This is a genomic window from Hydrogenophaga luteola, from assembly GCF_042648585.1.
Lineage (GTDB): Bacteria > Pseudomonadota > Gammaproteobacteria > Burkholderiales > Burkholderiaceae_C > Hydrogenophaga > Hydrogenophaga luteola.
In genome coordinates, this window is the sequence record NZ_JBHRXX010000001.1 from 271,296 (window position 1) to 292,323 (window position 21,028).

The 21,028-nt window shown below is 68.3% G+C and carries 24 protein-coding genes; 14 read left to right on the plus strand and 10 right to left on the minus strand.

The features are described 5' to 3' along the window. Nucleotides 1-17: 17 nt before the first annotated feature. The 5 genes from ACFOPI_RS01225 to phnF all read right to left on the minus strand — a co-directional run bounded on the left by ACFOPI_RS01225 (nt 18) and on the right by phnF (nt 4,466). Complete coding sequence (locus ACFOPI_RS01225; protein WP_382169937.1) at nt 18-1,583, minus strand: methyl-accepting chemotaxis protein; 1,566 nt, start codon at nt 1,581-1,583, stop codon at nt 18-20. Nucleotides 1,584-1,665: 82 nt separating this feature from the next. Further along, nucleotides 1,666-2,442 (minus strand): endonuclease/exonuclease/phosphatase family protein, encoded by a 777-nt coding sequence (locus tag ACFOPI_RS01230; protein WP_382169939.1) that lies wholly within the window; start codon nt 2,440-2,442, stop codon nt 1,666-1,668. Continuing rightward, nucleotides 2,439-3,008 (minus strand): phosphonate metabolism protein/1,5-bisphosphokinase (PRPP-forming) PhnN, encoded by a 570-nt coding sequence (gene phnN, locus ACFOPI_RS01235; RefSeq protein WP_382169941.1) that lies wholly within the window; start codon nt 3,006-3,008, stop codon nt 2,439-2,441. The genes ACFOPI_RS01230 and phnN overlap by 4 nt, the downstream gene beginning before the upstream one ends. Beyond that, nucleotides 3,005-3,718: a DUF1045 domain-containing protein gene (locus ACFOPI_RS01240; RefSeq protein ID WP_382169943.1), complete on the minus strand. Its 714-nt coding sequence runs from the start codon at nt 3,716-3,718 to the stop codon at nt 3,005-3,007. The genes phnN and ACFOPI_RS01240 overlap by 4 nt, the downstream gene beginning before the upstream one ends. Beyond that, the gene (gene phnF / locus ACFOPI_RS01245) at nt 3,708-4,466 is read right to left on the minus strand and encodes a phosphonate metabolism transcriptional regulator PhnF (protein WP_382169945.1); all 759 of its coding nucleotides are present in this window, start codon (nt 4,464-4,466) and stop codon (nt 3,708-3,710) included. The genes ACFOPI_RS01240 and phnF overlap by 11 nt, the downstream gene beginning before the upstream one ends. Before the next feature lie 74 nt (nt 4,467-4,540). Here phnF and phnG point away from each other — a divergent pair, with 74 nt between their 5' ends. From phnG to ACFOPI_RS01310, 13 genes are all read left to right on the plus strand, one after another. Beyond that, the gene (gene phnG / locus ACFOPI_RS01250) at nt 4,541-5,041 is read left to right on the plus strand and encodes a phosphonate C-P lyase system protein PhnG (protein ID WP_382169947.1); all 501 of its coding nucleotides are present in this window, start codon (nt 4,541-4,543) and stop codon (nt 5,039-5,041) included. Continuing rightward, a complete protein-coding gene (gene phnH / locus ACFOPI_RS01255; RefSeq protein ID WP_382169949.1) occupies nt 5,038-5,667 on the plus strand; it encodes a phosphonate C-P lyase system protein PhnH in 630 nt (209 codons plus the stop codon). Before phnG ends, phnH begins: the two co-directional genes overlap by 4 nt. A 2-nt stretch (nt 5,668-5,669) precedes the next feature. Next, nucleotides 5,670-6,767: a carbon-phosphorus lyase complex subunit PhnI gene (locus ACFOPI_RS01260; protein WP_382169951.1), complete on the plus strand. Its 1,098-nt coding sequence runs from the start codon at nt 5,670-5,672 to the stop codon at nt 6,765-6,767. Next, the gene (locus ACFOPI_RS01265; protein WP_382169953.1) at nt 6,764-7,681 is read left to right on the plus strand and encodes an alpha-D-ribose 1-methylphosphonate 5-phosphate C-P-lyase PhnJ; all 918 of its coding nucleotides are present in this window, start codon (nt 6,764-6,766) and stop codon (nt 7,679-7,681) included. Before ACFOPI_RS01260 ends, ACFOPI_RS01265 begins: the two co-directional genes overlap by 4 nt. Further along, a complete protein-coding gene (locus ACFOPI_RS01270) occupies nt 7,678-8,130 on the plus strand; it encodes a GNAT family N-acetyltransferase (RefSeq protein ID WP_382169955.1) in 453 nt (150 codons plus the stop codon). The genes ACFOPI_RS01265 and ACFOPI_RS01270 overlap by 4 nt, the downstream gene beginning before the upstream one ends. Then, entirely contained in the window at nt 8,127-8,909 is a 783-nt protein-coding gene (phnK, locus tag ACFOPI_RS01275) for a phosphonate C-P lyase system protein PhnK (protein WP_382169957.1), read from the plus strand. The genes ACFOPI_RS01270 and phnK overlap by 4 nt, the downstream gene beginning before the upstream one ends. Continuing rightward, the gene (phnL, locus tag ACFOPI_RS01280; RefSeq protein ID WP_382169959.1) at nt 8,906-9,622 is read left to right on the plus strand and encodes a phosphonate C-P lyase system protein PhnL; all 717 of its coding nucleotides are present in this window, start codon (nt 8,906-8,908) and stop codon (nt 9,620-9,622) included. The genes phnK and phnL overlap by 4 nt, the downstream gene beginning before the upstream one ends. Then, nucleotides 9,619-10,773 (plus strand): alpha-D-ribose 1-methylphosphonate 5-triphosphate diphosphatase, encoded by a 1,155-nt coding sequence (locus ACFOPI_RS01285; RefSeq protein WP_382169961.1) that lies wholly within the window; start codon nt 9,619-9,621, stop codon nt 10,771-10,773. The genes phnL and ACFOPI_RS01285 overlap by 4 nt, the downstream gene beginning before the upstream one ends. A 109-nt stretch (nt 10,774-10,882) precedes the next feature. Next, complete coding sequence (gene phnC, locus ACFOPI_RS01290) at nt 10,883-11,746, plus strand: phosphonate ABC transporter ATP-binding protein (RefSeq protein ID WP_382169963.1); 864 nt, start codon at nt 10,883-10,885, stop codon at nt 11,744-11,746. 44 nt (nt 11,747-11,790) lie between these two features. Continuing rightward, nucleotides 11,791-12,735, plus strand: a complete 945-nt coding sequence (phnD, locus tag ACFOPI_RS01295) for a phosphonate ABC transporter substrate-binding protein (RefSeq protein ID WP_382169965.1) — start codon at nt 11,791-11,793, stop codon at nt 12,733-12,735. A gap of 62 nt (nt 12,736-12,797) precedes the next feature. After that, the gene (gene phnE / locus ACFOPI_RS01300; protein WP_382169967.1) at nt 12,798-13,604 is read left to right on the plus strand and encodes a phosphonate ABC transporter, permease protein PhnE; all 807 of its coding nucleotides are present in this window, start codon (nt 12,798-12,800) and stop codon (nt 13,602-13,604) included. Between the two features lie 11 nt (nt 13,605-13,615). Next, the gene (locus ACFOPI_RS01305; RefSeq protein WP_382169969.1) at nt 13,616-14,176 is read left to right on the plus strand and encodes a phosphonate degradation HD-domain oxygenase; all 561 of its coding nucleotides are present in this window, start codon (nt 13,616-13,618) and stop codon (nt 14,174-14,176) included. A 1-nt stretch (nt 14,177) separates the two neighbouring features. Beyond that, nucleotides 14,178-15,413 (plus strand): MFS transporter, encoded by a 1,236-nt coding sequence (locus ACFOPI_RS01310; RefSeq protein WP_382169971.1) that lies wholly within the window; start codon nt 14,178-14,180, stop codon nt 15,411-15,413. On the opposite strand, the gene ACFOPI_RS01315 is transcribed toward ACFOPI_RS01310, so the two are convergent. Next, the gene (locus ACFOPI_RS01315; RefSeq protein WP_382169973.1) at nt 15,382-15,801 is read right to left on the minus strand and encodes a MarR family winged helix-turn-helix transcriptional regulator; all 420 of its coding nucleotides are present in this window, start codon (nt 15,799-15,801) and stop codon (nt 15,382-15,384) included. The two genes, ACFOPI_RS01310 and ACFOPI_RS01315, sit on opposite strands and share 32 nt — an antisense overlap. A gap of 126 nt (nt 15,802-15,927) precedes the next feature. Here ACFOPI_RS01315 and ACFOPI_RS01320 point away from each other — a divergent pair, with 126 nt between their 5' ends. Next, nucleotides 15,928-17,838, plus strand: a complete 1,911-nt coding sequence (locus ACFOPI_RS01320; protein WP_382169975.1) for an FAD-dependent monooxygenase — start codon at nt 15,928-15,930, stop codon at nt 17,836-17,838. Nucleotides 17,839-17,870: 32 nt separating this feature from the next. On the opposite strand, the gene ACFOPI_RS01325 is transcribed toward ACFOPI_RS01320, so the two are convergent. The 4 genes from ACFOPI_RS01325 to ACFOPI_RS01340 all read right to left on the minus strand — a co-directional run bounded on the left by ACFOPI_RS01325 (nt 17,871) and on the right by ACFOPI_RS01340 (nt 20,771). Beyond that, a complete protein-coding gene (locus tag ACFOPI_RS01325; RefSeq protein WP_382169977.1) occupies nt 17,871-18,590 on the minus strand; it encodes a DUF4844 domain-containing protein in 720 nt (239 codons plus the stop codon). A gap of 36 nt (nt 18,591-18,626) precedes the next feature. Continuing rightward, nucleotides 18,627-19,139: a DUF5063 domain-containing protein gene (locus ACFOPI_RS01330; protein WP_382169979.1), complete on the minus strand. Its 513-nt coding sequence runs from the start codon at nt 19,137-19,139 to the stop codon at nt 18,627-18,629. Between the two features lie 480 nt (nt 19,140-19,619). Further along, nucleotides 19,620-20,123, minus strand: a complete 504-nt coding sequence (locus ACFOPI_RS01335) for a YegJ family protein (RefSeq protein WP_382169981.1) — start codon at nt 20,121-20,123, stop codon at nt 19,620-19,622. A gap of 39 nt (nt 20,124-20,162) precedes the next feature. Further along, nucleotides 20,163-20,771: a DUF4844 domain-containing protein gene (locus tag ACFOPI_RS01340; RefSeq protein ID WP_382169983.1), complete on the minus strand. Its 609-nt coding sequence runs from the start codon at nt 20,769-20,771 to the stop codon at nt 20,163-20,165. Between the last annotated feature and the right edge of the window lie 257 nt (nt 20,772-21,028).

Genomic DNA, 21,028 nt, shown 5'->3' on the forward strand with positions numbered 1-21,028 from the left:
CCGCCGCGCTGCGGGCCTCAGGCGGCCTGCAGCGTCCCGCGGTGAATCTGGAACATCGCCACCGAGGCCACCAGATCCCGCGCCTGGTCGTCCAGGCTCTGCGAGGCCGCGGCGGTCTCTTCCACCAGGGCCGCGTTCTGCTGCGTGGCCTGGTCCAGCTGGGTGATGGCTTCGCCCATCTGACTCACGCCGGTGCTCTGTTCCTGCATGGCGGCGGCGATGTCCACCACCAGCTGGTTCACCCGGCGGATCGACGCCACCACCCCGGTCATCGCAGCGCCGGCCTGGTCGGCCAGCGCGGCGCCCGTGCCGACCTGGTCCACACTGGCCTCGATCAGCTGCTTGATCTGCCGCGCCGCGTCGGCCGAGCGGCCGGCCAGTGCCCGCACCTCCGACGCCACCACGGCAAACCCACGCCCCTGTTCGCCGGCCCGCGCCGCCTCCACCGCTGCGTTGAGCGCGAGGATGTTGGTCTGGAAGGCGATGCTGTCGATCACACCAATGATCTCGGCGATGCGCCGCGAGGCGTCCTCGATGCTGCGCATGGTGCGCACCACCGAGGCCACGGTCTCGCCGCCGGCTTCGGCCGCCTGAGAGGCGTCGGTGGACAGCGTGCGGGCTGCCTGCGCGCTGTCGGCGTTCAGGGCGATGGCGCTGCTGAGCTGCTCCATCGACGCGGCCGACTGTTCCAGCGCGCTGGCCTGCGCCTCGGTGCGGGCGCTCAGGTCCTTGTTGGCGCTCGCGATCTGCGCCGAGGCCGAACCCACATGGTCCACCCCGCGGTGCACCTGGCCCACCAGGCGGCGCAACCCGTCCTGCATCATCCCCAGCGACTGCAGCAGCTCGGCCACCTCGTCGCGACCCTGCACCGGCACGTCCTTGGTGAGGTCACCGGACGCAATGCGACCGGCCACCGCCACGCCTTCGCGCAAGGGCCGCACGATGCTGCGTGCCAGCACCACCGAAGCCAGCAGGCCCAGCACCAGTGCCGCAGCCCCGAGGCCGATCTGCAGCAGCTGGGCCCCGTCGACCGTGTCGACCACGGCCTGGCCCCGCTCGTGGGACAACCGGTCCTGCAGCGCGCGCAGGGTGTCGATGGGTTGCTGCAGGCGTGCCAGCGCCGGCAGGGTTTCCCTGCGCAGGAGCTGCTGCGCCTCCTCAATGCGGCCGTTCTTCACCAGCGGACCGACCTTGACGAAGGAGGCCACATAGGCCGCACGGGAGGTGCGCAGCTCGGCCAGCGCGGCCTTGCCTTCGGGCCGCACCACCAGCCGGTCCAGCGTCAGCAGGGCCTCGTCGATGGCCTTGCGGTTGGCGTCGATGCGCGCCTGCACCACCGGCAGCTGAGAGGGTTCCACCAGCAGCAGTTCGGCGGTGTTCAGGCCGTTCGCCCGCGTGGCCGTGTCGATCACCGACACCGCGGCCACCTTCACCAGCTCCTGTTCGATCAGCTGGCGGTTTTCCTGCCCGATCAGCCGCAGCGACTGCAGCGACGAGGCCACCAGCCCCACGATGAGCAACAACATCAAACCGAAACCGGCCGCCAGCCGCGCCCCGATCCGTAACCTGGACACTCCCCACATGCTGAACTCCTGGCGCGCGCACACCGCCGCCTTGTGCGGAGTTCTTCGGCGCGGGGCGGGCGCGCTGAATAGTTCTGAAGAACTATGGCGTCGGCGCTCTGGCGCCGGAGAACAGCAGCTCGGCACACACGCCCCGGTGGTCGCTGGGCCAGACGCCGTGCGCCTCCGGGCGGTCGAGCACCACCCCCACGAATCCCGCCGCCACCGTCTGCTCGTCGCCTGGACGGAACAGGATGTGGTCCAGGTTCCGGACAGCGCCCGCCGCGTCCACATGGGTCACCTTGGGCCGCCCTGCAAAGGCATCGCGCAGCATGCCCTGGCGCAGGAACCCTGCGATTTCAGCGTCTTCGGTGCTTGCATTGAGATCGCCGCACAGAACCACCGAGCAAGTGGGGGCGGTCTCGCCCATCATTCGCAGCACCGCTTCGAGCTGCTGCCGACGCAGGTCGGCGCGATCCCCCAGGTGTGTCAGGTGCAGGTTGGCCAGCCACCAGTCGCCCGCCGGCCCCGGCAGCCGCACGCATTGCGCCACGCGCTCGCCGTCCCGCGGATCTTCCGGCAGTGCGAGCAGCCTCTGCTCCAGCACCGGCTGGCGGCTGAGCACGGCCAGGCCGGACGTGGTGAGCGTGCGGCGCAGACCGACTTTGCGCAGCTTGGACCGCGCAGGCACCCAGGACAGCTGCAGGCCCAGCGCGCGCGCCAGCGCCAGGGCGGTATGGGTGAGCCCGTCCGCGGTGCGCAGGTCTTCCTGCAGGGCGATCACATCCGGCGACAACGCCGACAACCCCGCCGCCATGGCGTCGATCCGCCGCACATAGTCGCCTTCGGCCTTCCAGGTGTTGAGCGAGACCAGCCTCATCGCGCCCACGCCGCGTGCTCACCCAGGCGCAACTGCAGCGCCGCCAACAGCATGTCGACGGCCTCGTTGAGCGGGCCGTCGTTGACGATGCGGATGGCCCCGTCCGGCAACTCGAACTGGGTACTGCGCGCGAGCCGGTCCGAGATCGCCTGCACGCTCTCGCGGTTGCGGGCCCGCAGGCGCTGCAGGAGCACGTCGGCCGGCGCGGAGATCTCCACCACCGTGGCCTCGGGCCATTGCCCGAGAAGTTGCGGCAGGTGGGCACGCGAGCCGTTGACAAACACGCAGTGCCCGCTGGCCAGGGGGGCCAGTTCCAGGCGGCGGATGCCGTAGGCATGGCCGTTGGCCGCCCAGTGCATGGCAAAGGCCCCGGCCTGCAGCAGGCGCTCGAACAGCGGCCGGTCCACACACTCGTTGGCCTCGCCGCCGGCCTGCGCCGCGCGCGTGATGGTGCGGCGCGCCCAGTGCGCGGGCGGCATGCCGGACCAGGCCTCGCTCAGGCGATGCAGCACGCTGTCCTTGCCGGCGCCCGAGGGGCCGACCACATAGATCAGCCGGTGCGTCATGCGCCCAGCTCCAGCTGTTCGAGCAGCACGAAGTCGGCGCCCGGGGACGGTTCGATGAAGATCGAGAGGCGGTCCAGGCGCATCGGGGGCAGGGCGCCGAACTGCCGCGTGGCCGCCACCCACAGCCGGCCCACCACGTCGTCGGGCACACCGGCCAGTGCGCCGGTGAGCGAGAAGTGGAAGCGGAACTTCTCGAACACCCACGGGTAGCCCCAGGCCAGCATCAGCGCGTCTTCTTCAGGGGTGAGCGGCGCGCGGCGGCGGCGCGCCAGCTCGGCTTCGTTCAGCGGGGCCGCCAGCGGCTGCAGGCGGCGCACGCAGTCGTCGGCCAGCGCCCCCAGCGCCGCCGGGGCGTGCTCGGGCTGCAGGGCGAGGAACGAGCCCAGCTGCGTCACCTGCAGATCGCCCAGATCGAACGCGCGGTGCTCGCGGCAGATCGCGGCCACCGCGTCGCGCAGGGCCCAGAGGTTGGACTGCGGCGACAGCCGGAACGGCGCCTTGAGCGTGGCGTGCCAGCCGTAGCGGCGCGGGTCGGCGGTCACGGCGGTCTGCACCGCCGGGTCGACCCTGGCGATCTCCGGCATCGGCAGGGCGCAGCGGCGGGACGCACAACGACCCAACCACTCGCTGCCGCGCTCCCACCAGTCGGAGTCCGGTGCGGGTGCGGCGTAGATGGCGACGCGGTGCGGTGCGAGAACGTCATGCGACATGGTCGTGGTCCACGGTGAGGGTGACGCGATCGCCCGCAAACCAGGTGCAGGCGTATTCGATCGGGACGCCTGTGGTGTCGACGTTGACGCTGCTGACATAAAGCGCCGGGTGGGCGGCGGGCTGCTTGAGGTGGGCGGCGATCTCGGGAACCGGCAGGCGCGCCGAGATGCGGCTCTGGCGCCGCGTGTAGTCGGCTACGCCGCAGGCAGCGAAGGCTTGGGTGATGGAACCGCTCTGCCGCACCAGTTCATCGAGACCCGCGAAGCGCGGGCAGGGGAAGAAGCGGTCGCTGACGTGCAGCGGCTGGCCGCCGCCGTCACCGATCACCTGCAGGTGCAGCACCGTGCTGCCGGTGCGGACCTCCAGCGCCTTCGCGACGTCCGCATTCGCGCGCACGGTCTGCGAGGCCAGCACCCGCATGCCGCCGGGCAACCCCGCCTGCGCCAGGCTCTGGCGGTGGCGCGTGCGGCGTCCCAGCACCAGGTCGACCGCAAAGTCCTCGACATAGGTGCCGCTGCCTTGCGTGGATCGCACCAGGCCGATCTGGCCCAGGCTCGCCAGCGAGCGGCGGATGGTGTGGCGGTTCACGCCGTACTGCTCGGCCAGCAAGTGCTCCGAGGGCAGACGCTCGCCAGGTGCGTAGGTTCCGCGGCCGATGGCGTCCGCCAGTTCGTGGGCGATGCGGGCCCAGAAGCTGTGGTCGGGCTCGGGCAGAAGGAGGGCGGATGAGGCGATGGTTCTTGTCATGAAAGGGACACAGGTCAAACCTAAGCTGGGCGTCGACAACAAGTTGTCTACACAGATTTCAGGCTACCACCCAGATGTTTCACGCGTTTGACAACACCGGGCCGAACCGGCCCACCCCGCGCCCCGAATGGATGGCCCTGCTGTCCCGCGCGCCGCTGCCGCTGCTGGAGCAGGCGCTGGCGAATCGGGCGGACACACCGCTGCAGTGGCTGCGCAAACCCGAGACCGGCCTGTACATGGTGCAGGGCCGCGCCGGTGGCACCGGCGAACGTTTCAACCTGGGCGAGATGACGGTCACCCGCTGCGCGCTGCGCGTGGGTGGCGAGGACAGTGCCGTGGGCGTGGCCTATGTGATGGGCCGCAACCACCGGCAGGCCCAGCTTGCGGCCATGGCCGACGCGCTGCTGCAGGACCCGGCGCAGCACGGACGCATCGACGACACGGTGCTGCAACCGGTGCGCCAGCACCTGGCGCGGCAGCAGGCGCAGCGCGCCGCGCGCGCGCAATCGACCCAGGTGAACTTCTTCACCGTGGCCCGCGAGTCCGGCGCAGCCGACGAAGGAGACGAGGCATGAAGGCCGAAGACCTGCAACAGGTGCGCCCCGGTTTCCACGACGCCGCGCTGGGCAGCCAGGCGGTGTTCCGCACGGCCCTGTCGGCGCTGTCGCACCCGGGCCGCGTGATCGAGATGCCCGATGTGTCGGCGTTGCCGCGCCACGGTCACGGTGCCGCGGCCCTGCTGCTGCAGGCGCTGGTGGACAACGACTGCGCGGTGTGGCTCTCGCCCGCGCTGGCCGCCAGCGACGCCGCCGCCTGGCTGCGCTTCCACACCGGCTGCCGCTGGGCCGACGCGCCCGCCGACGCGCGCTTCCTCTGGGTGGCCGAAGGCGACGAACTGCCGGCGCTGGCCGCGCTGGACGCCGGCACCGACGCGTACCCCGACCAGTCGGCCACCTGCGTGATCGAGCTGCAGGCGCTGGGCGCTGCGGGCGCCGACGGCGTGGTGCTCACCGGTCCCGGCATCGCGACCGATCAGACCCTGTGCGCCACCGGCCTGCCCGGGGACTTCGTCGCGCAATGGGAGGCCAACCACCGCCGCTTCCCGCGCGGCGTGGACGTCTTCCTGGCCACGCCCACCCACATCGCGGGCATGCCCCGCAGCACGCGCGCATGCGCTGCCCCCAGCACCGTGGAGGTCTGACCATGTACGTGGCCGTCAAGGGCGGGGAAACCGCCATCCTCAACAGCTACCGCCTGCTGGCCGAACAGCGCCGCGGCGACCCGCAGCAACCCGAGCTGAGCGTGGACCAGATCCGCCAGCAGATGAAGCTGGCGGTGGACCGCGTGATGACCGAGGGCTCGGTCTACGACCCCGAGCTCGCGGCGCTGGCCATCAAGCAGGCGGCGGGCGATCTGGTCGAGGCCATCTTCCTGCTGCGCGCCTACCGCGCCACGCTGCCGCGCCTGGGCACCACGCGGGCGCTGGACACCGCGCAGATGCGGCCGGACCGCCGCATCTCGGCCACCTTCAAGGACCTGCCTGGCGGGCAGATCCTCGGCCCGACCTACGACTACACCCAGCGCTTGCTGGACTTCACGCTGCTGGCCAACGCCGCTGCCCCTGGTGGCGAGGCACCGGCCGCCGCGGTGCCGGCACCGGCCCCGCGCGTGGTCGACCTGCTGAACCAGGAGGGCCTGATCGAGACCCACCCGGTGCCCGAGGGCGACCCCGAGCCGGTGGACCTGACGCGCGAGCCGCTGCGCTTCCCGGCCGAGCGCGCCACGCGGCTGCAGAACCTGGCGCGCGGCGACGAGGGCTTTCTGCTCGCGATGGCCTATTCGACCCAGCGCGGCTATTCGCACACCCATCCCTTCGTCGGCGAGGTGCGCCTGGGACAGGTCGAGGTGGTGCTCGAACCCGAAGAGCTGGACTTCCCGCTGTCCATCGGCGAGATCGAGATCACCGAATGCGAGATGGTCAACCAGTTCGCCGGCAGCAAGACCGAGCCGCCGAAGTTCACGCGCGGCTACGGCCTGGCCTTCGGCCACAGCGAGCGCAAGGCGATGGCAATGAGCCTGGTCGACCGAGCGCTGCGTGCCCCCGAACTGGGCGAGGACATCGAGGCGCCGGCGCAGCAGCAGGAGTTCGTGCTCTCTCACAGCGACAGCCTCGAAGCCTCGGGCTTTGTGCAGCACCTGAAGCTGCCGCACTACGTGGACTTCCAGTCCGAGCTGGAACTGGTGCGCCGCATGCGCGCCGAAGTCGCCCGCCGCGCCAACCCCGACGAGGAGAACGCATGAACGCCCCGTTGCACCCCGAACTGTTGAGCCCCGCCGCGCCGGCCACCGAACCGGGCGTGAACTTCGCCTACCTCGACGAGCGCACCAAGCGCATGATCCGCCGCGCCATCCTCAAGGCGGTCGCCATCCCCGGCTACCAGGTGCCCTTCGGCTCGCGCGAGATGCCGCTGCCCTACGGCTGGGGCACGGGCGGCATCCAGGTCACGGCCGCGGTGATCGGCCCGGACGACACGCTCAAGGTGATCGACCAGGGCTCGGACGACACGGTGAACGCGGTCAACATCCGCCGCTTCTTCCAGCGCACCACCGGTGTCGAGGTGACCACCCGCACCAACGAGGCCGACATCATCCAGACCCGCCACCGCATTCCCGAGACGCCGCTGCGCGAAGGGCAGGTGATCGTCTACCAGGTGCCGGTGCCCGAACCCATGCAGCGGCTGGAGCCGCGCGAGACCGAGACGCGCACGCTGCACGCGCTGGCCGAGTACGGGCTCATGCACGTGAAGCTCTACGAGGACATCGCGCGCCACGGCCACATCGCCACCACCTACGACTACCCGGTCATGGTGAACGACCGCTACCTCATGGCGCCCTCGCCGATCCCCAAGTTCGACAACCCCAAGATGCACATGAACCCGGCCCTGCAGCTGTTCGGCGCCGGGCGCGAGAAGCGCATCTATGCGGTGCCGCCCTACACCAAGGTGGAGAGCCTGGGCTTCGAGGACCACCCGTTCGAGGTTCAGAAGTGGGACGTGCCCTGCGCACTGTGCGGCGCCACCGACAGCTTCCTCGACGAAATCATCACCGACGACCAGGGCACGCGCCTGCACGTCTGCTCCGACTCCGACCACTGCCAGGAACGGCAGGCGGCACAGGCCGACGCGACGCTCATCGGTGCGAGGGCGGCCACGTGAGCGACGCCCTGAGCCTGCGCGAAGCCACGGCCGACGACCTGCCGGCCGTGCTGGCGCTCTACGCCCAGCCGGGCCTGGACGACGGCGACGTCCTCGGCCCCGAGCAGGCGCGCGAGGTCTTCGCCCAGTTCACGCGTTACCCGAGCTACCGCCTGTTCGTGGCCTGCGACGCCGCCGACCGCGTGCTCGGCAGCTACGCCTTGCTGGTCATGCACAACCTGGCGCACCGCGGCACGCCCTCGGCCATCGTCGAGGACGTGGTGGTGGACCAGACCTGCCGCAGCCAGGGCATCGGCCGCCGGATGATGGAACACGCCCGGACGCTGGCCCGCGAGGCAGGCGCCTACAAGCTCGCCCTCTCGTCCAACCAGAAGCGCGAGCGTGCCCACGCCTTCTACGAATCGCTGGGCTTCCAGCGCCACGGCATCAGCTTCGTGATCACCCCATGACCCTGTCACACACACCCCTGCTGCGCGCCGCCGGCGTCGGCAAACGCTACGGCTCGCAGACTGCCCTGCAAGAGGCCTCGTTCGAACTCTGGCCCGGCGAGGTGCTGGCCATCGTCGGCGAATCCGGCTCGGGCAAGACCACCCTGCTCAACACCCTGGCCGCGCGCCTGCGTCCCGACGAGGGCCAGATCCTGTTCCAGGGCCGCGACGGCGCGCTGCAGGACGTGCACACCATGAGCCAGGCGCAGCAGCGCCTGCTGGCGCGCACCGACTGGGGCTTCGTGCACCAGCATGCGGCCGACGGCCTGCGCATGGATGTCTCGGCCGGTGCCAACGTCTGCGAGCGCCTGATGGGCCTGGGCCAGCGCCACTACGGCGAGCTGCGCACCCAGGCCGAGGAGTGGCTGCGGCGCGTGGAGATCGACCCGATCCGCATCGACGACGCGCCGCGCACCTTCTCGGGCGGCATGCGCCAGCGCCTGCAGATCGCGCGCAACCTGGTCACACAGCCGCGCCTTGTGTTCATGGACGAACCCACCTCGGGCCTGGACGTGTCGGTGCAGGCCCGCCTGCTGGACCTGCTGCGCCAGCTCACGCAGCAGATGCAGCTGGCCGTCGTCATCGTCACGCACGACCTCGCCGTGGCGCGCCTGCTGGCGCACCGCATGGTCGTCATGCAACGCGGCCGCATCGTCGAGTCGGGCCTGACCGACCAGGTGCTCGACGACCCGCAACACCCCTACACCCAGCTGCTCGTCGCCTCGGTGCTCCAGCCATGACCACACCCCTTTTGACCCTGCAAGGCGTTTCCAAACGCTTCACCCTGCACCACCAGAACGCCGCGCAGCTGCATGTGCTCGACCAGGTGGACCTGGACCTGCACCCGGGCGAATGCCTGGTGCTCGACGGCCCCTCGGGCATGGGCAAGAGCACGCTGCTCAAGCTGGTCTACGCCAACTACCGCGCCAGCAGCGGCACCATCGGCTTGCGCCAGGACGACGGCAGCACGCTGGACATCACCCAGGCCACGCCGCGCGAGCTGGTGGCCATGCGCCGCGACCGCGTGGGCTATGTGAGCCAGTTCCTGCGCGTGATCCCGCGCGTGAGCGCGCTGGACGTGGTGGCCGAGCCGCTGCTGGGCGAGGGCACCCCGTCGCCCGGGCGGGTCGAGGCCGCGCGGCAGGAAGCCGGCGCCTGGCTCACGCGCTTGCGCATACCCGAGCGGCTGTGGTCGCTGCCGCCGGCCACCTTTTCGGGTGGCGAGCAGCAGCGCATCAACATCGCGCGCAGCCTGATCCAGCCGCGCCCGCTGCTGTTGCTGGACGAACCCACGGCCTCGCTGGACAAGGCCAACACCCGAACCGTGATCGAACTCATCCACGAGGCCGTCGCCCGCGGCGCCGCGCTGATGGGCATCTTCCACGACCCCGAGGTGGGAGCCGCCGTGGCCACCCGCCGCATCGAAATCGCGCAGTTCCGGAGTGCTCCATGAACCCCACCGTATTCCGCAACGCCCGCCTCGTGCTGGGCGACGAAGTGGTCGAAGGCAGCCTCGCGGCGGCCGGCGGCAGCATCGCCTCCATCGACCCCGGCCACCGCCAGGGCGCGGTGGGCCTGGACTTGGAGGGCGACTACCTGCTGCCCGGCCTGGTCGAGATCCACACCGACAACTTCGAGCGCCACCTGATGCCCCGTCCTTCGGTGCAATGGGCCGAGATGCCCGCCCTGCTGGCGCACGACGCCGAGGTGGCCGCCGCCGGCATCACCACCGTGTTCGACGCGCTCGGCGTGGGCGACGCCGACCCCGACAGCCTGCGCGGCAGCACCTGGCACGGCGTGGTCGACACCATCGACACCTGCGCCCGCGAAGGCCTGCTGCGCGCGGACCATCATCTGCACGTGCGCTGCGAGCTGCCGGCGCCCAACACCATCGACCTGTTCGAACCCTTCCACGGCCACGAGCGCCTGTCGCTGATCTCGCTGATGGACCACACACCGGGCCAGCGCCAGTGGGAGAACATCGACGTCGCCAAGGTCTACTACACCGGCAAGAAGGGCTGGAGCCTGGAGAAGTTCCTGCGCCAGGTGGAGCACGCGGCCGAGCTGCAGGCGCGCTACGCCGACCCGCACCGCCAGTACTTCGTGGACTACTGCCGCCAGCACGGTATCGCCATGGCCAGCCACGACGACACCACCCTGGCCCATGTGGAGCAGGCGCACGCCGAGGGCGCCAGCGTGTCCGAGTTCCCGACCACCGTGGTCGCGGCGCGCGCGGCGCACGAACGCGGCCTGCTGACCGTGATGGGTGGGCCCAACGTGGTGCGCGGGGGCTCGCATTCGGGCAACGTGGCAGCGGCCGATCTGGCGCGCCTGGGCCTGCTGGACATCCTCTCGTCCGACTACGTGCCCGGCAGCCTGCTCAGTGCCGTGGTGCGGCTGGTGGACGACGGCATCCTGGACATGCCCAGCGCGGTGGCCACGGTCACGCGCAACCCGGCGCGTGCCTGTGGTCTGCACGACCGCGGCGAGATCGCGACTGGCCAGCGCGCCGACCTGGTGCGTGTGAAGTTGGTCGACCTGCCCGACGGCCGCCGCCAGGCGGTCGTTCGCGGCGTCTGGCGCGAAGGCGAGCGCGTGCTCTGAGCCGCACGGCCACGAGCGCCATCAAAGCTTCCCGCAGCCTTCAAAGAGCTGTCACACAAGCCCCGGACACTGCAACTTGTCTAGATAACTTGCACCACGGAGCCCCACCATGTCCTCAGCCCTGCGCATCCAGAACCTCAGCAAGCGTTTCGCCGGCGGCAAGCTGGCGCTGGACAATGTGAACCTCGACATCCGCCCTGGCGAGATGGTGGCGCTGATCGGTGCCTCCGGCTCGGGCAAGTCGACCCTGCTGCGCCACGTGGCCGGCCTGATGGCTGCCGACGCCACGCCCGGCTCCGTGATCGAGGTGGCAGGTTGTTGCGTGCAGCGCGAAGGCCGCATCCAGCGCGACGTGCGCAAGATCCGGTCGCAGATCGGCTTCGTGTTCCAGCAGTTCAACCTGGTCGACCGTCTGCCGGTGATGGTCAACGTGTTGGTCGGCCGTCTGCACGGCATGCCGTTCTGGCGCGCCTGGACGCGCTGGTTCACCGCACAGGAACGCGCGCTCGCCATCGAGGCCCTGGGCCGTGTCGGCATCGCCGAGTGCCACGCACAGCGCGCCTCCACGCTCTCGGGCGGCCAGCAGCAGCGCGCGGCGATTGCACGCACCCTGGTGCAGGGCGCCAAAGTGGTGCTGGCCGACGAGCCCATCGCCTCGCTCGACCCCGAGGCCTCGCGCAAGGTGATGGAGATCCTGGCCCGCATCAACCGCGAGGACGGGTGCACCGTGGTGGTGTCGCTGCATCAGGTCGACATGGCCATGCGCTACTGCCCGCGCGTGGTCGCGCTGCACCAGGGCCGTGTGGTGTTCGATGGTCCCTCGCGCGAACTCACACCCGCCTTGCTGCGCAACCTCTACGGCATGCAGGCCGACGAAATCCTCAACGGCAGCTCGTCGCTGCACGAAGTCCCCTCTCCCGCACCGGCGCCCAGCGTGGTCGCCTGGCCGACCCCGATGGCCCAGGCCGCCTGAGCGCCCGGTTTTCTTCCCTCCACCTTGCACCCAAGGACACTCCCATGATCAAGCAGACCCTCGCCGCCGTCACCCTCGGCCTGACCCTGAGCGCCTCCTGGGCGCAGGACATCAACTTCGGCATCATCTCCACTGAAGCCACGCAGAACCTCAAGGCCGACTGGCAGCCGCTGATCGACGACATGGCCAAGCAGACCGGCCTGAAGGTCACGGCGTTCTTCGCGCCCGACTATGCCGGCATCATCGAAGGCATGCGCTTCAACAAGGTGCAGGTCGCCTGGCTGGGCAACAAGTCCGCCATGGAGGCGGTGGACCGCGCCAACGGCGAGGTGTTCGCCCAGATGGTCAACGCCGACGGCAGCCAGGGCTATTACTCGCACCTGATCGTGCACAAGGACAGCCCGATCAAGTCGCTGGACGATGTGCTCAAGAACGGCAAGAGCCTGGCCTTCGGCAATGGCGACCCAAACTCCACCTCGGGCTTCCTGGTGCCCGGCTTCTACGTGTTCGCCAAGAACAAGATCGACGCCAAGACCCACTTCAAGATCGTGCGCAGCGCCAACCACGAGACCAACGCGCTGGCCGTGGCCAACAAGCAGGTCGACGTGGCCACCAACAACAGCGAGAACCTCGACAAGATCAAGGAACGCCAGCCTGAGAAGTTCAAGGAGATCCGCGTGGTCTGGACCTCGCCGCTGATCCCGCTGGACCCGCTGGTGATGCACAAGGAGCTGCCGGCCGCCACCAAGGAGAAGCTCAAGACCTTCTTCTACAACTACGCCAAGACCGACACGCGCGAGAAGGAGATCGTGATGAAGATCTCCAAGCTCTCCGGCTTCAAGCCCTCGACCAACGCCCAACTGATCCCGATCCGCGAACTGGACCTGTTCAGCAAGCGCAACAAGATCGAAGCCGACGCCACCCTGGCCGAGGCCGACAAGGCCGCCAAGCTGGCCGACATCGACAAGCAGCTGGCCGCCCTGCAGTGACGCGCCGCTGAGTGCGGGCCCGCCCGATCCGACGGCGGGCTTTTTTTCGACCGGAGAACCTCATGACCACAACGTCTTCGCTCACCGCCCCCGCCGCGCTGGCGGCCGCCACCCAGAAACACGGCCTGGGCTGGTACCTCGGCTGGGGTGCCCTGCTGCTGGTGCTGGCTGGCTCCTGGAACGGCGCCGACATGCGCCCGCTGGAGCTGCTGCGCGACTCGGGGAACATGGCGCAGTACGCGGGCGAGTTTTTCCCGCCCAACTTCGCCGACTGGCGGATGTATGTGCAGGAGATGGTGGTCACGCTGCAGATCGCTGTCTGGGGCACGGCGCTGGCCGTGGTTTCGGCGGTGCCGCTGGGCTTGCTGGCGTTGGCAAACATCACGCCCTGGTGGATTCACCAGCCGGTGCGCCGCGTGCTCGACGCCTTCCGCGCCATCAACGAGATGGTGTTCGCCATGCTGTTCGTGGTGGCCGTGGGCCTGGGGCCGTTCGCTGGTGTGCTGGCGCTGTGGATCCACACCGCGGGCACGCTGGCCAAGCTATTCTCGGAAGCGGTGGAGGCCATCGACCCGCAGCCGGTCGAAGGCATCCGCTCCACTGGCGCCTCGGCGCTGCATGAGATCGTCTACGGCGTGATCCCGCAGGTGATGCCGCTGTGGATCTCCTACACGCTCTACCGCTTCGAGGCCAATGTGCGTTCGGCCTCGGTGGTCGGCATGGTGGGGGCAGGCGGCATCGGCGTGGTGCTGTGGGAAATCATCCGCGGCTTCCAGTACGCCGAGACCGCCGCCGTGATGATCATCATCATCGTCACGGTCAGCCTGATCGACCTGGTGTCGGCCCGCATCCGCAAGCTCATGATCTGAGGAGTTTCGTCATGCCCCTGAACCTCGACGACATCGTGCGCCTGATCGACCAGCGTGGCGCGCAGCAGTACGGCCTGGAGGCGGTGAGCCAGCGCGAGCATGCCCTGCAGTGTGCCCACCTGGCCGAGAGCGCCGGTGAGCCGGACGAACTGGTCATCGCCTGCCTGCTGCACGACCTGGGCCACCTGATCGCGGCCGAGAAGGCCGGTACCATGGACACCGACATGCGCCAGGACGATCTGCACCAGTACACCCTGCTGCCCTTTCTGCGCGGCGTGCTGCCCGACGCCGTGCTGGAACCGATCCGCCTGCACGTCGACGCCAAGCGCTACCTGTGTCAGGCCGAAGGCAGCTACTACGCCACGCTGTCGACCGCTTCGGTGCACAGCCTGGCCCAGCAGGGCGGTGCCTACACCGCCGTCGAATCCCGCGCCTTCCTGCGGCAGCCCTTTGCCGAGGACGCGGTGCGCCTGCGCCGCTACGACGATCTGGCCAAGGACCCGGACCGCGCCGTTCCGCCGCTGGACCACTACCTGCCCCGTCTGGAACAGCTGATGCTCCAGACCGCATGAGGTGAGTCGCACAGGCCAGACCGGCGTGGTGCTGCGGCTGGGCAGCACGCAGACCCTGGCCTGGGCCTCGTCCTATTACCTGCCCGCCCTGTTGGCCGCGCCGCTGGCGGCGGAGCTGGGCATCGCGGTCACCCATGTGTTCGGCGCCTTCACGCTGGCGCTGGTGATCTCGGCCCTGGTGGGGCCGGCCGCGGGCCGTGCCATCGACCGGCATGGCGGGCGCGCGGTGCTGCTGGTCACCAATCTCCTGTTCGCCACCGGCCTGGCCGCGCTGGGCGTGGCGCAGGCCGGGTGGCAGGTCTGGGCCGCGTGGTGCGTGATCGGCGTGGCCATGGGCAGCGGACTCTACGACGCGGCCTTTGCCACCCTGGTGCGGCTCTACCCGGTGAGCGCACGCAACGCCATCACCGGCATCACGCTGATCGCCGGCTTTGCCAGCACCGTGGGCTGGCCGCTGACGCAGTGGGGCCTGGACACGCTGGGCTGGCGTGGCACCTGCCTGGGCTGGGCGGCGCTGCACCTGGTGATCGGGCTGCCGCTGCACAGCGGGCTGCCGCGCGGGCGGGTGGAAGAGGCGCCGCCGGTGCGGGCTGAATCCGCGCCCGGCGCACACGCCGACTCGGGCACACCGGCGCAGGCACCCGCTGGCAATGGCGTCGCGATCGTGCTGGCCGCCGTGTTCGCCATCGCCTGGTTCACCAGCACCGCCATGGCCGCCCACCTGCCGCTGCTGCTGCAGGCCCAGGGCTTGTCGACCTCTACCGCGCTGGGCGTGGCCATGCTGGTGGGGCCGGCGCAGGTGGCGGGGCGGCTGCTGGAATTCGGCTTCCTGCGCCGCGCGCACCCTTTGCTCTCCAGCCGCTTCGCCACCGCAGGCCACCCGCTGGGCGTGCTGCTGCTGGCGCTCGGCGGTCCCTGGGGTGCCTGGCTGTTCGCCGTGATGCACGGCATGGGCAACGGCATCCTGACCATCGCCAAGGGGACGCTGCCCCTGGTGGTGTTCGGCGCCACGGGTTACGGCGAGCGCCAGGGCTGGCTGATGGCACCGGCCCGCGTGTCGCAGGCCTTTGCGCCCCTGCTGTTCGGCCTGGCCATGGTGCACTGGGGCGGTCGCGCGCTCTGGCTCACCGCCGGTCTCGGCCTGCTGGCACTGGCCCTGCTGCAGGGGCTGGCGCTGCACATGGCGCGCCGTGATGCGGTGCCGGCTACGAGCCCACGGCCTGACGCGCCAGCTTGAGGAAGCGCGCGCGGTCGGCGTCGCCCAGGGCCTGCAGGATCTCGTCCTGCAGATCGCGCACCACGGGCACCAGGGCCTGAAGGATGCGCTGGCCTTCGGGCGTGAGCGACAGTTCGCGCGCCCGGCGGTCGCGTTCGCTGACGACGCGGTCGACCCAGCCCTTTTGCTCCAGCCGCTCGATCACGCCGCCGATGGTGGCCCGGTCGTAGGCGATCAGTTCGGCCACCGTCGCCTGGTCCGTGCCAGGGTGGTGGCCGATGGCGTCCAGCGCCGCGAACTGCACCGGCGTCAGGTCGAAGCCCGCTGCCTGTGTGCGCTGCACGAACACCTGCGTGGACAGCTGATGCAGCCGGCGGATCAGGTGCCCCGCCATGTCGAGTGAGTCCATGCCTGTGCTCCGTTTCAAAGTCTATTGATAAGTATACGTACCGTCTTGACACGGATTAGTAAGCATAGATATCATTTGCCCACACACCGATTTCCCCGGCGAGCATCCACCCTCAGGAGACACCCCATGCAGTTCTACAAAGACGGTTTTCGCGGCGGCAACCCCGACATCAAACAGGCCGCGCCCAACCGCCGCAACCGGGGGGTCAACGAACCCCTGCCGGAAAAGGTGGACGTGCTGATCGCGGGCACCGGCCCGGCCGGCCTGTGTCTGGCCGCGCAGCTGGCGGCCTTCCCCGAGATCGAGACGATGATCGTCGAGCGCATGGCCAGCAACATCGTCAAGGGCAAGGCCGACGGCATCAACACGCGCACCATGGAAATGTTCCAGGCCTTCGGTTTCGCCGACAAGGTCAAGCGCGAGACCTACTGGGTGAACCAGACCGCGTTCTGGATGCCCGACCCGGCCAACCCCGCGCACATCAAACGGGTGGGCCGTGTGCAGGACGTGGCCGACGACAGCTCGGAGATGCCGCACATCCTGATCAACCAGGCGCGGCTGCACGAGCTGTTCCTGGAGGTGATGGCCAACTCGCCCTCGCGCCTGGCGCCCGACTACGGATGGGAGATCGTGGGCCTGAGCATCGACGAAACCACCGACGACCACCCGGTGACGGTGACGCTCAAGGACTCGACCGGCATCCACTGGGGCGCCACGCGCACCGTGCGGGCGAACTACGTGGTGGGCTGCGACGGCGCCCACTCGGCCGTGCGCAAGGCGATAGGCGGCGTGCTGCACGGCGACGCGGCCAACCAGGCCTGGGGCGTGATGGACATTCTGGCCAACACCGACTTCCCCGATGTGCGCCAGAAGTGCCTGATCTCCTCGGCGAACGAGGGCAACGTGTTCATCCTGCCGCGCGAGGGCGGCTATGTGTTCCGCATGTACGTGGAGCTCGACAAGCTCAAGGACGGCGAGAAGGCTGCCAGCAAGAAGTTCACGCAGGACGACATGATCGCGGCCGCCAACCGCATCATCAAACCCTATTCACTGGACGTGAAGGAGATCGTCTGGTGGTCGATCTACGACATCGGCCACAGCATCACCGACAAGTTCGACGACGTGCCGGAAGGCAGCGACCGCGCGCCGCGCGTGTTCACCGCGGGCGACGCCTGCCACACCCACTCGCCCAAGGCCGGGCAGGGCATGAACGTGTCGATGCAGGACACCTTCAACCTCGGCTGGAAGCTGGTGCACGTGCTGCAGGGCAGGGCCGATCCGAGCCTGCTGCGCAGCTACTCGAAGGAACGCCTGACCGAAGCCAAGCGGCTGGTGGAGACCGACCACGAATGGGCCCGGATCGCGTCGGCACCCACCACACAGGCCGAACGCGAGGGCAAGGAAGAGCCGCGCATCATCCGCCAGTTCAAGGCCAACCTGGAATTCACGGGCGGCACCGCGGTGAAGTACGACACATCGACTCTATTTGCGCCCGGGATCCATCAGGCGCTGGCCGAGGGCGAGGAGATCGGCCGCCGATTCCACTCCGCGCCCGTGGTGCGCCTGTCGGACGCCAAGCAGATGCAGCTGGGACACGTGGCCGAAGCCGACGCGCGCTGGCGGATCTACGCCTTCGCCGGCCGGGGCGACGTGGGCCAGCCCGGCGCGCCGATGGCCCAGCTGGCCGACTGGCTGGAGAACGACCCGACCTCACCTGTCGTGAAGCACACACGCCCCGGCGAAGACATCGACGCCATCATCGACGTGCGCGCCATCTTCCAGCCCACCTTCGACCAGCTCGACTACGGGCAGATGCCCTCGCTGCTCAAACCGAAGACCGGCAAGCTCGGCCTGCAGGACCACGAGAAGATCTTCTGCGTGGACCACAAAGGCATGGGCGACATCTACGACATGCGCAGGATCGATCGCGAGAAGGGCTGCCTCATCGTCGTGCGGCCGGACCAGTACGTGGCGAACGTGCTACCGCTGGAGGCGCGGGAGGCGCTGTCGGCGTACTTTGCCGGGGTGCTGCGCTGAGGTGAGGCAGCTCAACACGCGCAGGACAGATCTCAGAACCGGCGGAAGTACGTGAGCTCGCCAATCCTCCAGCTGAGGAAGACCGAGCCCCAGTGCTTCACCAACCCTAGGGTGGATGTGCGGTCGGGCGTGGTCAGTGACCACATCGGGCCGGTATCGCTCTCGAACACGGGCGCACCGAGAAGAGACCGCAAGGTCTCTTCGGCATTGGCCTTCGTCATGCCCTGTAGGCGCTCAAGCAACGCGCGTTCATCGGGTGTCATGGCCGCGAGCGCCTGGGCGTTGAGCGCCTGCAACTGGGCCTCGCGCGCTTTCATCTCCGCGGTCCTGTCATAGCCGTAACGCCAGGTGCTCAGCAGGCCGTCCGAGCTCTCGACGCCGAAAATCTCCATCAGTTCGTCGAGGTACCCGAGAAACCGGTCCTGGTCCTCGCCTTCGGCGGTGTCGAACTTCTTCATCACCGGCTTGAACATCCCCAGCACGACCGGCTTCGTCTGCCGGGACGGCGGCAGCTTGCGCAGCGAGCGCGCCAGCTGATTCACCCGGGCTTCGTATTTGAGGCGGTCGGCCTCGTCCAGGTCGACGAGGTAGAACGGCTCCTTCACGAACTTCTTCTTCGCGATGAAACGGTCCAGAGCCTGCCGGCGTTCGTCTGCGGCCGAACTATGGGCGGCAGGGTTGGCCCAGACGTGGGCGGGCGCCGCACACAGCAGTGCAGACAGAAGAAGGGTTCGGCGGGACGGCATGAACATGTCTCTGTGTGTCTGAATGTCTGAGTGGATGAACGGTCAGTGACCCGGCGATCTGTTGGCGGCCGGGTAACGCCCGCTTTCGCCGTGGCAGTGCAACGCCCGCAGCGCGCTGACCGCATGGCGCCCCCAATGAGCGTCGAAGCTGAACTTCCAGTTCCAGGCTGCCGCACGCTTGTGACCACGGTCGAAAAACCACAGGCCCTTGATCAGATCCGAGTACATGTCTGTCAGGTCGTCCGCGACATCGCCCACCACCGGCTCGTCGAAGTCTTCAATCGACGGGTCATAGACCTCCCGGTAATGGTTGAACGGCAACGCACGGAAGCTCTTGAACATGGCGTCCCAGTCCGTCTTGGGCAAGTCCGGCGGATCCGGGTGATCGGCAAACTCCACATCGGGCAGTTCCAACGCTGCCGCGGACAGGCGAGCGACATGCCATGTCGCCTCCCGCAGCAGTTGCAACGGATCGGATGCCCGTGGCCCCTCGCACCAGGAGCGGTAGGCGCTGGCGCAGTTGGCAAAGGCGCGGATTTCTTCGTCTTGATCCATCAATTTATGTTCTGGTGGCTGTCGTCATGACCGAATGGCTCAAGTTCGTTACCCAGCCTTCGACGTCCAGAGGAATCTCCACGTCGCTTTGCGCGGGGCACTACCGAACCCCCCGGACAAAGGTCACAGCGCCCGACTTCTTGTGGACACTCAATTCGCCGCCCCCCCCGCGCATGCCACGCTGCCTTGCGGCGTAGTACACCACCCAACTTGCTCCTGCGTCCCGCGCCTCGTACTTCAATTCCCAAGGCGGTGGAGGACCGCGTTCCATGAACTGGCGGCCTACGCAAGCCGCATGCTCTGCCTTCAGCACTGGTGGAGCCGCGCACTCTGAGGCCCACACAGGAAAAGGCAATGCGAGTGTTGTCGCCATCACCAGTGAAACGCGGGCGAAGCAAAGTTTCATGAAAGCTCCGGTGAAACCGCAGACATTGTTGCCGCGCTGTCGGGGGCAACCCGCGACGCGCCTTCCGAGCGTTCTCAGTCGCACCGCAAACCATATTGCCGCTTGAACTCGGCCGCCTGGGCTGGCGGCTCCTTGGTCAGCAAGGCACAAGCGGTGAAGTTGCCGTGCATGCGGCGTTGAGGTGCGTCCATGTAGGTCCAGTCTGCAATCTGGTCCCTGCGAAAAGCGATCTTCTCGCCGTACCGGTGCTTCATGACCAGCCGTGGCTCGTTGTTGAGGACGCCGGTGAACTGCTTGCCGTCGCCCGAAAAATCGACCACCCAGAAGTACTCGGTGTTTTGTCCGTCTGAAATCGCCACCTTGAGTGCGTAGCGGTCGGTGCCAGGCGCGGGCGACTTGGCCTGGGCCAGGAACGTGTCCAGGCTGGCCCGTGCCTTCTCGAAGGCGCTGCGCATGGCGGGCTCTTCGCTGGACATGTGCGCGATCTCGTCGCGCTTCACTCGATCCACCAGCGTTTGTGCGTTGGCGGTGCCGAGCGAAACCGCCACGGCGATGAATGCAAGTTGCTTGAAGTTCATGGTTGTTGGTATCTGGAGCACAAACTGAGAGCTCGGTCGTCACAGCTTTCGCGCATACATGAATCGACTCTTCGCGGTCCAGCCGAACACCAGGGTACCGCCGTGCATCGTCAGGCCTATTGCGGAGCTGGCATCGGGCACGAGCAGCCACATCTTGATCGCGGGGGTGTCGGTGGCCGGTTGACCAAGAACTGAACGCAACAACCCCTCGGCGTTCGCAGCGGTCATGCCGTCAAGACGCTTCAGCAATTCGCGCTCGGCGACCGTCATGGCGGCCAATGCTTCCGCGTTAACCGCATCAGCGCTCTTCCGGGGGTCAAATCCGTAGCGCCACTCACTGAGCAGTCCATCTGAGCTCTCGATACCGAAGATGTCCATAAGCTCTTCCAGGTACCGAAGGAAGCGATCTTGCTCCTCGCTGTCGGCGTACTCAAACTTGGCCATTGTTGGCTTGAACTTGTCCAGCACGACTGCCTTCGTCTGGTCAGACGGCGAAAGTGCTCCCAACGAGCGCGCGAGTTCATTCACCTCAGCCTCATACCGGAGCCGGTCTGGTTCGTTGGTGGCGCCGGGATAGCCAGCCTCCTCTACGAACTTCTTCTTCGCAATGAACCTGGCAAGCGATTGCCGGCGATCAGGAGAGCCCATCACTGTCTCCGTGGGGTTTGACCATGAATAGGAGGACAACGCTCCAAAAAGTGCGGACACAAGAAGCGCTCGACGTGCGCGGGTTGACATGGTGTGATGGCCTCCCTCAAAACCAGAACATCGTATCCGCTGGCACCGCCAGGATCGGCTGGCCCTTTCCCACTGGCGGCATTGAAGCCATACACACTTCGGCCCACACCAAAGCATCCCACCGGCTGGCCGCGTCACAGTGAACACCCTGCTCCACTCTGCGCGTC

Bases quoted from the DNA above. Each gene is read 5' to 3' on its own strand.
- phnE (WP_382169967.1), top strand. From the start codon at position 12,798: ATGACCACAACGTCTTCGCTCACCGCCCCCGCCGCGCTGGCGGCCGCC.
- phnL (WP_382169959.1), top strand. From the start codon at position 8,906: ATGACCACACCCCTTTTGACCCTGCAAGGCGTTTCCAAACGCTTCACC.
- ACFOPI_RS01240 (WP_382169943.1), bottom strand. From the start codon at position 3,718: ATGTCGCATGACGTTCTCGCACCGCACCGCGTCGCCATCTACGCCGCA.
- phnN (WP_382169941.1), bottom strand. From the start codon at position 3,008: ATGACGCACCGGCTGATCTATGTGGTCGGCCCCTCGGGCGCCGGCAAG.
- phnF (WP_382169945.1), bottom strand. From the start codon at position 4,466: ATGACAAGAACCATCGCCTCATCCGCCCTCCTTCTGCCCGAGCCCGAC.
- ACFOPI_RS01305 (WP_382169969.1), top strand. From the start codon at position 13,616: ATGCCCCTGAACCTCGACGACATCGTGCGCCTGATCGACCAGCGTGGC.
- ACFOPI_RS01260 (WP_382169951.1), top strand. From the start codon at position 5,670: ATGTACGTGGCCGTCAAGGGCGGGGAAACCGCCATCCTCAACAGCTAC.
- phnG (WP_382169947.1), top strand. From the start codon at position 4,541: ATGTTTCACGCGTTTGACAACACCGGGCCGAACCGGCCCACCCCGCGC.
- phnH (WP_382169949.1), top strand. From the start codon at position 5,038: ATGAAGGCCGAAGACCTGCAACAGGTGCGCCCCGGTTTCCACGACGCC.
- ACFOPI_RS01325 (WP_382169977.1), bottom strand. From the start codon at position 18,590: ATGTTCATGCCGTCCCGCCGAACCCTTCTTCTGTCTGCACTGCTGTGT.
- ACFOPI_RS01335 (WP_382169981.1), bottom strand. From the start codon at position 20,123: ATGAACTTCAAGCAACTTGCATTCATCGCCGTGGCGGTTTCGCTCGGC.
- phnC (WP_382169963.1), top strand. From the start codon at position 10,883: ATGTCCTCAGCCCTGCGCATCCAGAACCTCAGCAAGCGTTTCGCCGGC.
- phnD (WP_382169965.1), top strand. From the start codon at position 11,791: ATGATCAAGCAGACCCTCGCCGCCGTCACCCTCGGCCTGACCCTGAGC.
- ACFOPI_RS01340 (WP_382169983.1), bottom strand. From the start codon at position 20,771: ATGGGCTCTCCTGATCGCCGGCAATCGCTTGCCAGGTTCATTGCGAAG.
- ACFOPI_RS01285 (WP_382169961.1), top strand. From the start codon at position 9,619: ATGAACCCCACCGTATTCCGCAACGCCCGCCTCGTGCTGGGCGACGAA.
- ACFOPI_RS01330 (WP_382169979.1), bottom strand. From the start codon at position 19,139: ATGGATCAAGACGAAGAAATCCGCGCCTTTGCCAACTGCGCCAGCGCC.
- ACFOPI_RS01225 (WP_382169937.1), bottom strand. From the start codon at position 1,583: ATGTGGGGAGTGTCCAGGTTACGGATCGGGGCGCGGCTGGCGGCCGGT.
- ACFOPI_RS01230 (WP_382169939.1), bottom strand. From the start codon at position 2,442: ATGAGGCTGGTCTCGCTCAACACCTGGAAGGCCGAAGGCGACTATGTG.
- phnK (WP_382169957.1), top strand. From the start codon at position 8,127: ATGACCCTGTCACACACACCCCTGCTGCGCGCCGCCGGCGTCGGCAAA.
- ACFOPI_RS01265 (WP_382169953.1), top strand. From the start codon at position 6,764: ATGAACGCCCCGTTGCACCCCGAACTGTTGAGCCCCGCCGCGCCGGCC.
- ACFOPI_RS01320 (WP_382169975.1), top strand. From the start codon at position 15,928: ATGCAGTTCTACAAAGACGGTTTTCGCGGCGGCAACCCCGACATCAAA.
- ACFOPI_RS01315 (WP_382169973.1), bottom strand. From the start codon at position 15,801: ATGGACTCACTCGACATGGCGGGGCACCTGATCCGCCGGCTGCATCAG.